The sequence below is a fragment of the Methylogaea oryzae genome (assembly GCF_019669985.1).
Lineage (GTDB): Bacteria > Pseudomonadota > Gammaproteobacteria > Methylococcales > Methylococcaceae > Methylogaea > Methylogaea oryzae.
Window position 1 is genome coordinate 3,032,218 of record NZ_AP019782.1, and the last position, 13,159, is coordinate 3,045,376.

The 13,159-nt window shown below is 64.4% G+C and carries 12 protein-coding genes; 5 read left to right on the forward strand and 7 right to left on the reverse strand.

Annotated elements, in window-relative coordinates; all coding sequences use genetic code 11:
* The first annotated feature begins 155 nt into the window (after positions 1-155).
* A complete protein-coding gene (gene gshA, locus K5607_RS13270) occupies positions 156-1,733 on the forward strand; it encodes a glutamate--cysteine ligase (protein WP_221047304.1) in 1,578 nt (525 codons plus the stop codon).
* Between the two features lie 9 nt (positions 1,734-1,742).
* On the forward strand, positions 1,743-2,468 hold the full coding sequence (locus K5607_RS13275; protein WP_054775016.1) for a phosphoadenylyl-sulfate reductase: 726 nt from the start codon (positions 1,743-1,745) through the stop codon (positions 2,466-2,468).
* A gap of 115 nt (positions 2,469-2,583) precedes the next feature.
* Here K5607_RS13275 and K5607_RS13280 read toward each other — a convergent pair whose 3' ends face one another.
* The 5 genes from K5607_RS13280 to K5607_RS13300 all read right to left on the reverse strand — a co-directional run bounded on the left by K5607_RS13280 (position 2,584) and on the right by K5607_RS13300 (position 7,408).
* A complete protein-coding gene (locus K5607_RS13280; protein WP_221047305.1) occupies positions 2,584-2,994 on the reverse strand; it encodes a hypothetical protein in 411 nt (136 codons plus the stop codon).
* A gap of 58 nt (positions 2,995-3,052) precedes the next feature.
* Positions 3,053-3,373, reverse strand: a complete 321-nt coding sequence (locus K5607_RS13285; RefSeq protein WP_221047306.1) for a non-heme iron oxygenase ferredoxin subunit — start codon at positions 3,371-3,373, stop codon at positions 3,053-3,055.
* A gap of 35 nt (positions 3,374-3,408) precedes the next feature.
* Positions 3,409-4,752 (reverse strand): GH1 family beta-glucosidase, encoded by a 1,344-nt coding sequence (locus K5607_RS13290; RefSeq protein WP_054774693.1) that lies wholly within the window; start codon positions 4,750-4,752, stop codon positions 3,409-3,411.
* Positions 4,749-5,825, reverse strand: coding sequence for an ABC transporter ATP-binding protein (locus tag K5607_RS13295; protein WP_221047307.1), 1,077 nt, complete (start codon positions 5,823-5,825; stop codon positions 4,749-4,751). The genes K5607_RS13290 and K5607_RS13295 overlap by 4 nt, the downstream gene beginning before the upstream one ends.
* An 86-nt stretch (positions 5,826-5,911) precedes the next feature.
* Positions 5,912-7,408: a glucoamylase family protein gene (locus K5607_RS13300; protein WP_082411729.1), complete on the reverse strand. Its 1,497-nt coding sequence runs from the start codon at positions 7,406-7,408 to the stop codon at positions 5,912-5,914.
* A 219-nt stretch (positions 7,409-7,627) separates the two neighbouring features.
* Here K5607_RS13300 and K5607_RS13305 point away from each other — a divergent pair, with 219 nt between their 5' ends.
* On the forward strand, positions 7,628-8,902 hold the full coding sequence (locus tag K5607_RS13305) for a sugar ABC transporter substrate-binding protein (RefSeq protein ID WP_221047308.1): 1,275 nt from the start codon (positions 7,628-7,630) through the stop codon (positions 8,900-8,902).
* Between the two features lie 9 nt (positions 8,903-8,911).
* Here the strand turns inward: K5607_RS13305 and K5607_RS13310 are convergent, their stop codons facing one another.
* Entirely contained in the window at positions 8,912-10,051 is a 1,140-nt protein-coding gene (locus K5607_RS13310) for a PQQ-dependent sugar dehydrogenase (RefSeq protein ID WP_054774094.1), read from the reverse strand.
* Between the two features lie 139 nt (positions 10,052-10,190).
* Between K5607_RS13310 and htpX the strand changes: the two genes are divergently transcribed.
* Positions 10,191-11,081 (forward strand): protease HtpX, encoded by an 891-nt coding sequence (gene htpX / locus K5607_RS13315; RefSeq protein ID WP_221047309.1) that lies wholly within the window; start codon positions 10,191-10,193, stop codon positions 11,079-11,081.
* Between the two features lie 476 nt (positions 11,082-11,557).
* On the opposite strand, the gene K5607_RS13320 is transcribed toward htpX, so the two are convergent.
* Positions 11,558-12,397: a flagellin N-terminal helical domain-containing protein gene (locus K5607_RS13320; protein ID WP_221047310.1), complete on the reverse strand. Its 840-nt coding sequence runs from the start codon at positions 12,395-12,397 to the stop codon at positions 11,558-11,560.
* A gap of 357 nt (positions 12,398-12,754) precedes the next feature.
* Between K5607_RS13320 and smbP the strand changes: the two genes are divergently transcribed.
* Positions 12,755-13,087, forward strand: a complete 333-nt coding sequence (gene smbP / locus K5607_RS13325; RefSeq protein ID WP_054774092.1) for a small metal-binding protein SmbP — start codon at positions 12,755-12,757, stop codon at positions 13,085-13,087.
* Positions 13,088-13,159 lie beyond the last annotated feature (72 nt).

The following is a 13,159-nucleotide window of genomic DNA, read 5'->3' on the forward strand; positions in this document are numbered from 1 at the left end:
CCGAAATCGGGGCGGGGACAACACGGCGGATGGGTCGCGCCGGTTCTCCCCGCCCCGGCTAGCGCCTATGTCGCCCTTCCACCTATAATGCCCGCTTCTTGCCCGCCCTTCGGCGCGGGCCATAGCCGTTCCGGCTACACCGAAGGATTCCCAATTTGAGTGCAGCGATCAATACCCTGCTCGGCCGGCTGGCCGAGGGCGGACAGCAGGCCCTGTTAAGCGCCGGCCTTAAAGGACTGGAAAAGGAAAGCCTGCGCATCGGGCCGGACGGCATGATCGCCCGGACGCCGCACCCCCTGGCCCTGGGCTCGGCCCTGACCCATCCGGAAATCACCACCGATTACTCCGAGGCCCTGCTGGAGCTGATCACCCCGCCGTTCCAGGATCCGGCCGACACCCTGGCCTATCTGGACGACGTGCACCGGTTCGTCCACGCCAACCTGGACGGCGAAATCCTGTTGGGCAGCAGCATGCCCTGCGGCATCGACGGCGACGACAGCATTCCCATCGCCCGTTACGGCGATTCCAACATCGGCCGCATGAAATACGTCTACCGGCTGGGGCTGGCCTACCGCTACGGCCGCACCATGCAGGCCATCGCCGGCATCCATTTCAATTACTCGGTGCCGGAAAAGCTGTGGCCGGTGCTGCAGGAGCTGGCCGGCGACACGCGGCCGGCGCAGGCATTCATCGCGGACGCCTATTTCGGCATGATCCGCAATATCCTGCGCCACGGCTGGCTGGTGCTGTATCTGTTCGGCGCCTCGCCGGGCATTTGCCGGGAGTTTTTCACCGGCCGGGAAAGCTTGGTCGACCAGTTCGAGCAATTCGACGACTGCACGCTGTACAAGCCCTACGCCACCTCGCTGCGCATGAGCGACATCGGCTACAAGAACAACAACCAGGCGGGCTTGCGCATTTCCTTCAACAGCCTGGCCGAGTACGTGGACACCCTCAGCCGCGCCATCGCCACGCCCAGCCCGGACTACGAACGCATCGGCGTGAAGGTGGGCGGCGAGTACCGTCAGCTCAACGCCAACGTGCTGCAAATCGAAAACGAGTACTACAACTCGGTGCGGCCGAAGCAAATCACCCTGTCCGGCGAAAAGCCCACCCTGGCGCTGAAAAAGCGCGGCATCCGTTATGTGGAGCTGCGCTCGGTGGACCTCAGCCCGTTCCACCCGGCCGGCATCGACCTGACGGAGCTGCGCTTCCTCGAAGCCTTCATGCTGTATTGCCTGCTGGAGCCCAGCGTGCCGTTCAGCGAAGAGGAGCGCGTCGCCGCCAACGCCAATATGCAGGCGGTGGCGGTGTCCGGCCGGCAGCCGGGCCTGCAATTGCGGCGCGACGGCGCGCCCCTGGGCCTGCAAGCCTGGGCGGAGGAAATCGCCGCGTCCATGGCCGGCATTTGCGACTTGCTGGATCAAGGCCGGCCGGAGCGGCCCTATTCGGCCAGCCTGGCGCAACAGAGGGACAAAATCCGCGACGCGGAGCTGACGCCTTCGGCCCAGGTGCTGGAGCAAATGCGCGGCTCCGGCGATTGCTTCGGCGCCTTCGCCCAGCGCTTGTCGCGCGGGCACGCCGAGCAATACCGCGCCGACCCCATGACCGCCGAACGGGAGGCCGCGTTCCGCCGGCAAGCGGAGCAGTCCCTGGCCGAGCAACAACGCATCGAAGCCAGCGACGCGATTTCCTTCGACGAATTCCTGCAACGCTACTTCGCGCAAAGCTAAGAGAAAGCAATGAACGCCGACGAACTGCAACAACTGCAACAACAACTAGCCGGCGCCAAGCCGCGCGCCGTACTGAGAGCCGCCCTGGAGCGCTTCGACAATATCGCCATTTCCTTCAGCGGCGCCGAGGACGTGGCGGTGATAGACCTGGCCTGCGCCATCCGCCAGGACATCCAGGTGTTCACCTTGGACACCGGCCGGTTGCACGGCGAAACCTACCGGCTGCTGGAGGAAGTGCGCAAGCGTTATCCCATCCGCCTGCGGGTGATGTTCCCCGATCCGGCCGGGGTGGAAGCCATGGTGCGGGAAAAAGGCCTTTACAGCTTTTACGACGACGGCCACAGCGAATGCTGCCGCCTGCGCAAAGTCGAGCCGCTAAAGCGGGCCTTGGCCGGCCTGGACGCGTGGATCACCGGCCAGCGCCGCGACCAGAGCGTCGACACCCGCCAGGATTTACCCGAGGTCCAGCTCGACCCGGCCTTCTCCACGCCGGAGCACGCGCTGGTGAAGTTCAACCCCCTGGCCGGCTGGACTTCGCGCCAAGTGTGGGACCACATCGAAGCCTACGACGTGCCCTACAACGCCCTGCACCGCCGCGGCTACACCAGCATCGGCTGCGAACCCTGCACCCGCCCCATCCTGCCCAACCAGCACGAGCGGGAAGGCCGCTGGTGGTGGGAGGACGGCGGCAAGAAGGAGTGCGGGCTGCACGTGGGCAAAGCCGACAAGGCGTAACCTCCGGGGGCGCGGGCATCCTGCCCGCTCGCGGCGGAGCCAGCCGACGGCTATCCGCGCCTGCGGCGCGCTTGCGGCCAGGATGGCCGCGCTCCCGGCGGCGAAGGGCGTCCGCCTAGTCGCAGAAGGCGGTGCAATAGGTGTGCGGAATCACCCGCCCGCCGCAGTTGGTGTGGCAGGCGCGGTAGTCTGATTCGCAGCGTTCCACGCAACTGCTGTCGCTGCAGTTGCCGTAGTGGGTGAAATCCGACTGGCTTTTCTTGACCGGCTTGCCTTTGCGCTGTTGCTCGTTGACGTAGCTCAAATAGTCGTTCTGCGACTCCAGGCGGGCCATGGCCTCGCAGCTTTGGCTCTGCGAACGGCAAGACTGGACGCAGCTCTGCTGGGACGACAGGCAGCTGTTGCCGCACATGCGGCCCTCGGCGCTGGCGGCCGGCAGCATTTGGTAATCGGTGTGGTAGATGGGGCCGCAACCGGCCAACATCACCGCCAAACCCACGAGCACCGCCGACAGTAAGCGCATCATCGTTCCGTTATCCCATGTCAAAGGGCTGCGACCCGCGGTCCGCACACCGCCGCACAGCTTAATCCCAGCGGTCGTCCCGCACCTGCACCGCGCCGCCTTCCAGCCGCACCGGAAAGACGGCGATGTCCTCGTAGGCCGGCGGCTTGGTCACCGCGCCGGTGCGGATGCAAAAGCGCGCGCCGTGGCGCGGGCAGACGATCTCGTCGCCCTCCAGGCAGCCGCTGGCGATTTCCGCGCCGTCGTGGCTGCACACGTCGTGGATGGCGTAATACTCGCCTTCCAGGTTGAACACCGCCACCGGCGTGCCGTCCACATCCACCAGGGCACGGCCTCCCGGCGGCAGATCGGCCGCCGGGCAAACATCGATCCAATCGGACATCGGCTGATTCGACTCCCGTTTTTGCTTCGTTCGGTTTACAGCCCGTTACGGGCGATGACATCGCGGTAAAAATAACCGCTGTCCTTGATGGTACGGCGCTGGCTGGAAAAATCCACCTGGACCAAGCCGAAAGTCTTGGCATACCCCAGCGACCATTCGAAATTGTCCAGCAGCGACCAGGCGAAATAGCCTTTCAGGTTCACGCCCAAGCGGATGGCCTCGTGGGCCGCCCGCAGGTGGCCGCGCAGGTATTCCACCCGGCGCGGATCGGCGACGCGGCCGTTGTGGGCGGGCGGATCGGCGAAAGCCGCGCCGTTTTCGGTGATGTAAATGGGCGGATCGCCGTAGCGCTGCTTGACCCATTGCAGGGTGCGGGTCAGGCCTTCGGGGAACACCTCCCAGCCCATTTCGGTGTATTCGGCGCCTTCCTGGCGCACGGACTCGGCGTGGGGCGGCGGGTTTTGCGGCGCGTCGCGGTTGACGCTGCGGGTGTAGTAGTTGATGCCGAGAAAATCGAACGGCTCCAGCAGCAAGGCCATGTCGGCCAGGTCGAAACGGGGCCAGTGTTGGCCGAACATTTCCGCCAGCTCGTCCGGGTAGGAGCCCAGCATGACGCCGTCGAGGAACCAGCGGTTCATGTAGGCGTGGGCGCGGCTCATGGCGGCGGCGTCGTCCGGGCCGACCGAGGCGGCGTATTTCGGCTCCAGGTTCACCACCAGGCCGATCTGACCCTGGCCGTCGGCGCGGAACGCCTGCACGCCCAGGGCGTGGGCGCGCAGCAGGTTGTGGGCAACCCAGGGCGCCTCGTCCAGGGAACGATGACCCGGCGCGTGGACGCCGTGCATGTAGCCGTCGTTAACCACCACCCAAGGCTCGTTAAGGGTGGCCCACAGCGGCACTTTGTCGCCCAGTTCGCGGAACAGGATATGGGCGTAATCGGCGAACCAGTTGGCGCTGTCGCGGTTGGCCCAGCCGCCCTGCTCTTGCAGCGCTTGGGGCAAATCCCAGTGGAACAACGTGGCGCAGGGCTGGATGCCCGCTTCCAGCAGCCGGTCCAGCAAACGCCGGTAAAAGTCGAGGCCGGCCGGATTGATGCGTCCCCGCCCTTCCGGCAGGATGCGGCTCCAGGAAACGCTGAAGCGGTAGGCCTGGAGGCCAAGCTGCCGCATCAGGGCCACGTCCTCCTCGTAGCGGCGGTAATGGTCGCAGGCCACGTCGCCGGTGCCGCCGTCGGCGATGGCGTCCGGCTGATGGGAGAAATGGTGCCAATTGCTCGGCCCGGCGCCGTCGGCCAAAGGCGAACCTTCGACTTGGTAGGCCGAAGTGGCCGCGCCCCAAAGGAAGCCGTCGGGGAAACGGATGCTGCTGCTATCGGTCATGGGTTGAAAATCGCCTTGCCGTCCGCGTCGAAGAAATGCAGATTTTGTTGTTCAAAAGCCAGACGCACCCGCTCGCCCTTGACGAAAGGCTGCATGCCCTGCAAACGCGCCACGGCCAGCGCCGCCGGATCATGCCCCAAACGCACGTACAACAGCGTCTCGTGGCCCAGGTGCTCGATATTGTCCACCTGCCCGGCCAGCCCCGGCTCGCTGTCGCTGCGGCACAAACACAGCTGCTCCGGCCGGACGCCGAGCGTGGCGGTGCGCCGCAGCAATTCCGGCGAGCCGCCGCAGCGCACGCGCTGCTCTCCCACCAGGAACTCGCCTTCGCCGGACGGCTGCGCCGGCAGGAGGTTCATAGGCGGGTTGCCGATGAAGCCGGCGACGAACACATTGGCCGGCTTGCGATACAGGGTTTGCGGGTCCGCCACCTGCTCCAGCCGCCCCTGATGGAACACGGCCACACGCCGCCCCAGCGTCATGGCCTCCACTTGGTCGTGGGTCACGTAGGCCATGGTGGTGCCCAGCTCGGCTTGCAGCTCGGCGATTTCCGCCCGCACGTTGACGCGCAGCTTGGCGTCCAGGTTGGAGAGCGGCTCGTCCAACAGGAACACCGCCGGCTTGCGCACCAAGGCCCGCCCCATGGCGGCGCGCTGGCGCTGGCCGCCGGAAAGCTGCTTGGGCAGCCGCTCCAGCAGTTCCTCCATGTGCACCTGCTCCGCCGCCCGCTGCACCCGCCGGTCGATTTCCGGCCGGTCCAGGCCGTGCATCTTCAGCGGGAACTCCAGGTTCTCCCGCACGGTCATGTGGGGATAGAGCGCGTAATCCTGAAACACCATGGCCACGTTGCGCTGCTGCGGCGGCACGCCGTTCACCGATTGGCCGCCGATGGCGATGTCGCCGGCGCTGGGCTGTTCCAGGCCGGCGATCAAACGCAGCAAGGTGGATTTGCCGCAGCCGGACGAGCCGACGCACACCAGCAACTCGCCTTCCTCGATGGTCAAATCCAATTGGTTCAAGGCGCGCACGTCGCCGTAAACCTTGTCCACTCCGCTAAACACTACGTCGGACATGTCAGTTACACCGTTCTAGGTTGCGTCGAGCGCCGGGCGGCGCGGCCGAAGCCGCACCGCGAGACAGGACGCCGGCATCGCCAGCCTTAATCGAAGAAGTTTTCCTTGCGGATCAGCGGCAGCACCTTCTGCATGATCGGGTCGGAAGTAAAGCGCTTGTGCACCTTGCCGCCGCTCAAATGGTTGGCGATGGCGAGGAACATCATGCTCTGGTCCAAGGTGAGCTGCTGGTAGGCCACTTTGCCGGTGTTGGGATCGACGGCGTCGTAAAAGCCGTATTCGCCGTAAACCGGGTAGCGCCGCGCCAGTTCCATGAGGTTGGCGGTGGCTTGCTTGGGCTCGGTGAGCAGGGCCAGGGCCGCCGCGTGGGGCGTCACCACGCCGGGCTGGTAGCCGGACACGCCCAACATCTTGGCGCCGTATTCGTGGTACGGACCGCCCGGCGTAGCGGAGGGAGACATGCCCCACACCGGGTATTTCAGCTCCTCCAGGGCGTAGCGGCGCTGGATCTCGGTGTGGATCGCGCCGTTGCGGCCCAGGCTGTTGGGCGCCAGCTTGCCTTCGTCCACCACCAAGCGCGGCATCAACGCCTCGAACATGCTGCCGCCCCAAGAGGGCACGAACTCCCAATCCTTGTAGCGGTAGCGGCCGCCGCGGGTTTCCAAGCCGTCGAAATTCTTGGGATGGCGGCCGATAGGCGTCTGCGCCTGCCAGGTGTGGTCTTCCGGCAGGGTGCGGTGCATGGCGAACCAGTGTTCGGCCGGCACGTCCCCCTTGCCGATGGCCAGCAGGCTGCCCAACCGCGCTTCGGTGAACATCACCCCGTAGTGTTGGTCGGTGAGATGCTTGTGGTCCGCCTCATAGCCCTGGCGCATGTGGCGCAGGTTCTCGTCGTAGAAGAAGCGGTAATTGCCCTGGTCGATCAACTGGCTGCAACGCTGCGCCAATTCGGGAAAAGTCTGCCGCGCCGCCATCAGGCCGGCGGTGAGCCAGGCCGAATCCACGAAGGACACGAAATGGCTGCTACGCTCCAGGGTGGTGGTGTCGTAATAGTTGTAGAAAAAGCCTTCGTGGCGTTCCAGGCGCTCCAGGGTGGAAACGATTTTTTCCGCCGCGGCCAAGGCCTGGCGCCGGTCGATCAATTTCAGGTCCATGGCGGCGCCCAGGGAAACGAAACGCATGCCGATATTGGTGGGGCTGGTGTAATCGCCCACCAGGGACCGGGAGGGGTCGACGCTGGCGTCGCTGAAATTCACCGTGTCCAGCGGCAAGCCGTTCTCCTTGTCGGTCAAGGCCGCCAAGCCGCGCCACGTATCCGCCGCCACCCGCTGCAAGAAAGCCTGGCCGTCCTTGGGCAACTCGGAACCCTTGACCAGCGCCGTGGTGGGCCAACCCACCAGTCGTTCCTTGAGCCTAGCCTGAAGGTCCTTGCCGCCCACTTCCAACTGCCAATTGTCCTTGATCGGGCGCGGCGGAGGCCCCATGTGATCCGCCACGACCACCGCGGGATGAGTAGCCAGCGCCAATAGACCCACCGTCAACATCGCGGAAAATTTACCCGGACGCCCAAACCTATTCGACATATAACCTCTTAATAGTGCAGCAAATTCAATACGCGCCTAGCGACGGTGCGGGGCTTGCCCGAAACGGCGACGCCAAAAGCGAGGCGAGCGCCCCTGCGTCAACCCCATTCGGCAACCGGCGCGGCGCGGGACGCAAACCGACGATTCATTTCGTGGGCTAAGCCGGCGTAACATTATATGATTGACCGGCCGCTTCTTTCCCTTAATTCCGCCAGCCCCATGCTACTTTTCCATTGGCTCCGGCCGATTCCTCTACTGGCCGCACTGGCCCTGACCGGCTGCGGCGGCACCGCCTCCGACGTGGAAACCGTCGTGTTGTGGGCCATGGGCCGGGAAGGCGAGGTGGTGCAGCAATTGCTGCCGGAATTCGAGTCGGCCCATCCCGGCATCAAAGTCAAAGTCCAGCAGATCCCCTGGAGCGCCGCCCACGAAAAGCTGCTCACCGCCTATGCCGGCGGCAATATGCCCGACGTGGTGCAACTGGGCGGCACCTGGCTGGCGGAATTCGTCGCCATCGGCGCGCTGCAGCCCTTGGACCGGCGGCTGGCGGCCTCGTCCCTACCGCCGGACGATTACTATCCGGCCGCCCTGGACGCCAATCGCCTGGATGGGGAGCTGTACGGCCTGCCCTGGTACGTGGACACCCGCGTGTTGTTCTACCGCACGGACCTATTGGAAAAAGCCGGCGTCGGCCAGGTGCCGGCCACTTGGCAGCAATGGCTGAAAGCCCTGGGCAAAGTCCAGGCAGGCAAACGCGCCGAGTACGCCTTGTTGCTGCCCATGAACGAATGGGAACTGCCGACGGCCCTGGCTTGGCAGGAAAACGCCGAATTGCTGCGCGACGGCGGCCGTTACGGCAACTTCCGCAGCGACGCCTTCCGCCGCGCCTTCGGTTTCTACGTGTCGCTTTATCAACGACACTTGGCTCCGGCGCAAAGCAGCAGCCAAATCTCCAACACCCATCAGGAATTCGCCCGCGGTTATTTCGCCGCCTTCGTCAGCGGCCCGTGGAACGTGGGAGAACTGCGCCGCCGCCTGCCGCCGGCCATGCAATCGCGCTGGGCGACCGCTCCCCTGCCGGCGCGGGAAGGCGACGAGCCGGGCTTGTCCCTGGCCGGCGGCGCCAGCCTGGCGATCAGTCGCCAAGCCCAACACCCCGATGCCGCCTGGGCCGTGCTGGAATACCTGTCCCAGCCGCAACAGCAAATCCGCTTTTACCAATTGACCGGCGACCTGCCGCCGCGCCGCGACAGCTGGGCCGACCCGGCCCTGGCCACCGACCCTACCCTGGAGGCTTTCCGCCGGCAGCTGCCGCATATGCGCGCCGCGCCGCAAGTGCCGGAGTGGGAACGCATCGCCAGCAAGATCGCCTACTACGCCGAACAAGCGGCGCGCGGCAAAATGACCCAGGACGAAGCCCTGGCGGCATTGGACCAGGAAACCGACGCCATCCTGGAAAAACGGCGCTGGCTGCTGCGGCAGCGCGAGCGCTGAACGCGCCGTTTAATCGGCGTAGCTGATCCGGTAAAGGGCGCCGTTCATTTCGTCGGACACCAGCAGCGAACCGTCCGGCATTTGCAGGATATCCACCGGCCGCGCCAGGACTTTTCCGTTGGGGGTCAACCAACCGTCGATAAACACTTGGTCGGCCACCGGCTGGTTTTTCTCGAAACGCACCAGCACGACCCGGTAGCCCAAGGGCGTACTGCGGTTCCACGAACCGTGCTGAGCGACGAACAACTGCTCGCGATACTCCGCCGGAAACTGCTTGCCGGTGTAAAAGCGCATCCCCAGGGGCGCCACGTGGGCGGGAAAACGCCACACCGGCGCGGCGAACCCGTCGCAAGCCTGCTCCTTGCCGAACTGAGGATCGGCCACATCGCCGCCATGGCAATGGGGGAAACCGAAGTGCAAGCCGGGCCGATCCAAACGGTTCAACTCCTCCGGCGGCGAATCGTCGCCCAGCAAGTCGCGGCCGTTGTCGGTGAAATACAACTGGCCGGTACCCGGCTGCCAGTCGAATCCCACCGTATTGCGTATGCCGCGGGCAACGATTTCAAAACGGCTGCCGTCACGGTTCAATCGGGCCAGGGTGCCGTAAATCTCCCGCGCCGGCTGGCAAACGTTACACGGCACGCCGATGCCCAGATACAGCTTGCCGTCCGGCCCCACCCGCAGATAGCGGGAGCCGTGCAGCGCATCGCGCGGCAGGCCGTCGTACACCACCGCCGGCCTCGGGGGATGGTCCAACCGGGAAGCGATGCGGTCGAAACGGATAATGCGGTGCACCTCGGCCACATACAGCGCCCCCTGGTAAAAAGCCACGCCGTTGGGCAAATTGAGGCCGGAGGCGATAACGGTCACTTGATCGCCGCGGCCGTCGCCGTCGGTGTCGCGCACGGCGTACACCTTGCCGAGTTCCCGGCTGCCCACGTAAACAGTGCCGTCGTCCCCCAAAGCCAAGGAGCGGGCCTCGGGGGTTTGGCCGGTGTAAAGGGAAAGCCGGAAGCCTTTGGGTAAAACGGCCCGCTCCACGGCGGCGTCTCCGCCGACGATCACCTCGCCGTCCAAGTGCGCGGCCGTGGCCGGCGCTATCCAAGCAAAAGCCAGAAGCATCGCCATGGCCTGTATCGTCCTACCCATATTCACTCCTCAGCCGGTTACGGTATTTATCCCACCGCCGCCCTGGCGGATGCTCGGCCGCCGAGACCGCTCAACTTGATTTCCAGGCGGGGAAGCCCCATATACTAGTGCACCCGCAACCCGGAAGGAAAAACGTTCCATGCGCATACTGTTATTTCTCTTGACCAACATCGCCATCATGGCGGTCGTCAGCATCCTGTTCCATTTGCTGGGATTGGGCGCGCTACTGCAGCAAAAAGGCGTCCCCCTCAACCTGACCCATTTGCTTATCGTGTCGGCCTTCATGGGCATGACCGGATCGTTCATTTCCCTGTTCATTTCCAAATGGATGGCCAAGCGCTCCATGGGCGTCTACGTCATCGAAAGGCCGAGCAACGCCACCGAAGCATGGCTGGTGGAAACGGTACAGCGCCTGTCCAAGCAGGCCGGCATCGGCATGCCGGAAGTGGGCATGTTCGACGCCCACGAACCCAACGCCTTCGCCACCGGCGCCAGCCGCGACAACGCCCTGGTGGCGGTGAGCACCGGCTTGCTGCACAACATGAGCCAGTCCGAGGTGGAAGCCGTGCTGGGCCATGAAATTTCCCACGTGGCCAACGGCGACATGGTGACCATGACCTTGATCCAGGGCGTGGTGAACACCTTCGTCTACTTCCTCGCCACCGTGGCCGGCTATGTGGTGGACCGCACCCTGTTCCGTTCCGACAACGAGGAATCCAGCGGCTTCGGCCCGGCCTACTACATCACGCAAATGGTGGCGCAGATCGTCTTGGGCATTCTCGCCAGCATGATCGTCATGTGGTTCTCCCGCTGGCGCGAATTCCGCGCCGACGCCGGCGGCGCCAACCTGGCCGGCCGCGCAAAAATGATTTCCGCTTTGCGCGCCCTGCAAAAGGCCCACGAGCCGGCGGAAATGCCGACGGAATTCGCCGCCTTCGGCATCCGTGGCGGTGCCAACGGCTGGATGGAGCTGTTCATGAGCCACCCGCCCCTGGAAAAACGCATCGCCGCGCTGGAAAGCGGCCGCTGAGCGGAATGGCGCAGGCTTCCCGCAAGCCGCCAGTAAACCTACCACCCCGTAAAACGCCGGCATCGCCGGCGTTTTTTATTGCCTGCCGAAGACGGCTCCAACCGCTGCAAAGCGGGCGGTCGCAAGGCTTCGATTGAGCGCCCCCAGCCCCTTCGCTCCACCCTCTAGCCTCGCGCAGGCGGCAGCGCGAAACCGTCCTGGGCATACTCGCCGGCCAAAGTCGTGCGATGTTCCCGCCGATAGCCTTCCACGCCAAGGCAAACCTCGCGCAGACACACTCGCTTGCGCGCCCCGGCGGCGGTGTCCGGCCAACCGTTGACCGGAAACAGCCGCCGTCCTTGAAGAAACGCGCGTCGCAACGCCGCAAGCCTTTTCGCTAAAACACCGCCGTCGAAGCAATAAAAAACGCCGGCAGTGCCGGCGTTTTTTTATCGCAACCGTGGATGCGGTCGAGTGCCGCGACCGCCGATCCAGGTTTACTGCAACAGCTTGAGTACCTGCTGCGGCGCCGAGTTCGCCTGGGACAGCATCGCCGTACCGGCCTGCTGCAGGATCTGCGAGCGGCTCAAGTTCGACGTTTCCGCCGCGAAATCCGCGTCCATGATGCGGGAGCGCGCGGCCGACTGGTTTTCCGTCGTGATGCGCAAGCCGTTGATCGTGTTGGTCAAGCGGTTCTGTACGGCACCCAATTTGGCCCGCAGCGTGGTTACCTGGGTAATGGCGTTGTCGATGGCCTTGACGTAACCGCTGGCGGCGGAAACGCGGGAGATGGTGCCGCCGGAGAATACCGATTTCATCGCGCCAGCCGACAGGTTGCTCATGCGAATGGAAATCTTGTTGTTGGCCAAGGCGTCGGCGCCCACCTGGAACACCACCACGGAAGTCGTGCTGTACGCCTTGCCGTTGAGGATGGCGTTGCCGTTGAAGGTGGTGGAATTGATGACGCGCTGCAGTTCCGACGCCAGCTGCTTAAATTCGGTGTTCAGGTTGTTGCGGTCGCCGGAGGCGTTGCTGCCGTTCATGGACTGGATGCCCAGATCGCGCATGCGTTGCAGCATATCGCCGAGGTTGCTCATGGCGCCTTCCGCCGTCTGCGCCATGGAGATGCCGTCGTTGGCGTTGCGCATGGCGACGTTCATACCGTTAATCTGCGACGACAGGCGGGAAGCGATGGCCAAGCCGGCAGCATCGTCCTTAGCGCTGTTGACCCGCAAACCGGAAGACAGCCGTTCCATTGTCGTGGACAGACTCGCCTCGGATTTCTCCAGGTTGCGGCGAGTATTCAAGGACATCATGTTGGTGTTGATTACGGACATGGTCTTAACTCCTAATTTAAACCGAAGATTCGGCCGACATGCTCTTCATTGCCGCCTGATTCACGCTGCAACCGCAGCCTGACATGACAGGAGCAAGACTCGGGCCAATATTCCGAAAACCCGCCAACAGGCGCTACAACGCGGCAATATCCAGGAAGAGCCCTCCCTCAAAACCGGCCCGATGACGCTGGGCGCCCCGCAAAACCGGCAATACTTACCGCCGCCCCTGGCAACCATTTGCCGGCCGCGCCGCCTCGCCTTGACAACCCCCTTTGGTCTGCAATACTCAGAAGCGCGGCACTCCTAGGCCGATGGGCAGACGGATGCCGCAATCAACGAAAAGGCAAGGAGATTGTTATGCAAGTGAAAGTCATTGCTCTCGCAGCCAGCCTGTTATTCGGCGCCTACGGCGCCGCCCAAGCGGCCGAAGCCAGCCACGCCGCCCAGGCGCTGGAACACGCCAACGCGGCGGTCACCCACGGCGAAGCCAAGCACGCCGACGTGCTGACCCAACACGCGGAAGAAGCGCTGAAACACGCCGAAGCCGGCCAAAAGGAAAAAGCCAATCCGCACCTGGAACAAGGCATCACCCACCTGAAAGCCGCTATCGAACACGGGAAAATGGGTCATGCGGACGTCGCCACAGGCCACGCCAAGGACGCGGTCACGCACCTGAAGGCAGCGCAGTAACCGCCCTCTCCTCCATCAAGCCGGCTTCCAAGCCGGCTTTTTTATGCCCGCACGTCCCAAAGACGCAAAACG

Excerpts from the sequence above, each read along its gene's own strand:
- K5607_RS13275 (WP_054775016.1), top strand. The coding sequence starts at position 1,743 with ATGAACGCCGACGAACTGCAACAACTGCAACAACAACTAGCCGGCGCC.
- K5607_RS13280 (WP_221047305.1), bottom strand. The coding sequence starts at position 2,994 with ATGATGCGCTTACTGTCGGCGGTGCTCGTGGGTTTGGCGGTGATGTTG.
- K5607_RS13285 (WP_221047306.1), bottom strand. The coding sequence starts at position 3,373 with ATGTCCGATTGGATCGATGTTTGCCCGGCGGCCGATCTGCCGCCGGGA.
- K5607_RS13290 (WP_054774693.1), bottom strand. The coding sequence starts at position 4,752 with ATGACCGATAGCAGCAGCATCCGTTTCCCCGACGGCTTCCTTTGGGGC.
- K5607_RS13295 (WP_221047307.1), bottom strand. The coding sequence starts at position 5,825 with ATGTCCGACGTAGTGTTTAGCGGAGTGGACAAGGTTTACGGCGACGTG.
- K5607_RS13300 (WP_082411729.1), bottom strand. The coding sequence starts at position 7,408 with ATGTCGAATAGGTTTGGGCGTCCGGGTAAATTTTCCGCGATGTTGACG.
- K5607_RS13305 (WP_221047308.1), top strand. The coding sequence starts at position 7,628 with ATGCTACTTTTCCATTGGCTCCGGCCGATTCCTCTACTGGCCGCACTG.
- K5607_RS13310 (WP_054774094.1), bottom strand. The coding sequence starts at position 10,051 with ATGGGTAGGACGATACAGGCCATGGCGATGCTTCTGGCTTTTGCTTGG.
- htpX (WP_221047309.1), top strand. The coding sequence starts at position 10,191 with ATGCGCATACTGTTATTTCTCTTGACCAACATCGCCATCATGGCGGTC.
- K5607_RS13320 (WP_221047310.1), bottom strand. The coding sequence starts at position 12,397 with ATGTCCGTAATCAACACCAACATGATGTCCTTGAATACTCGCCGCAAC.
- smbP (WP_054774092.1), top strand. The coding sequence starts at position 12,755 with ATGCAAGTGAAAGTCATTGCTCTCGCAGCCAGCCTGTTATTCGGCGCC.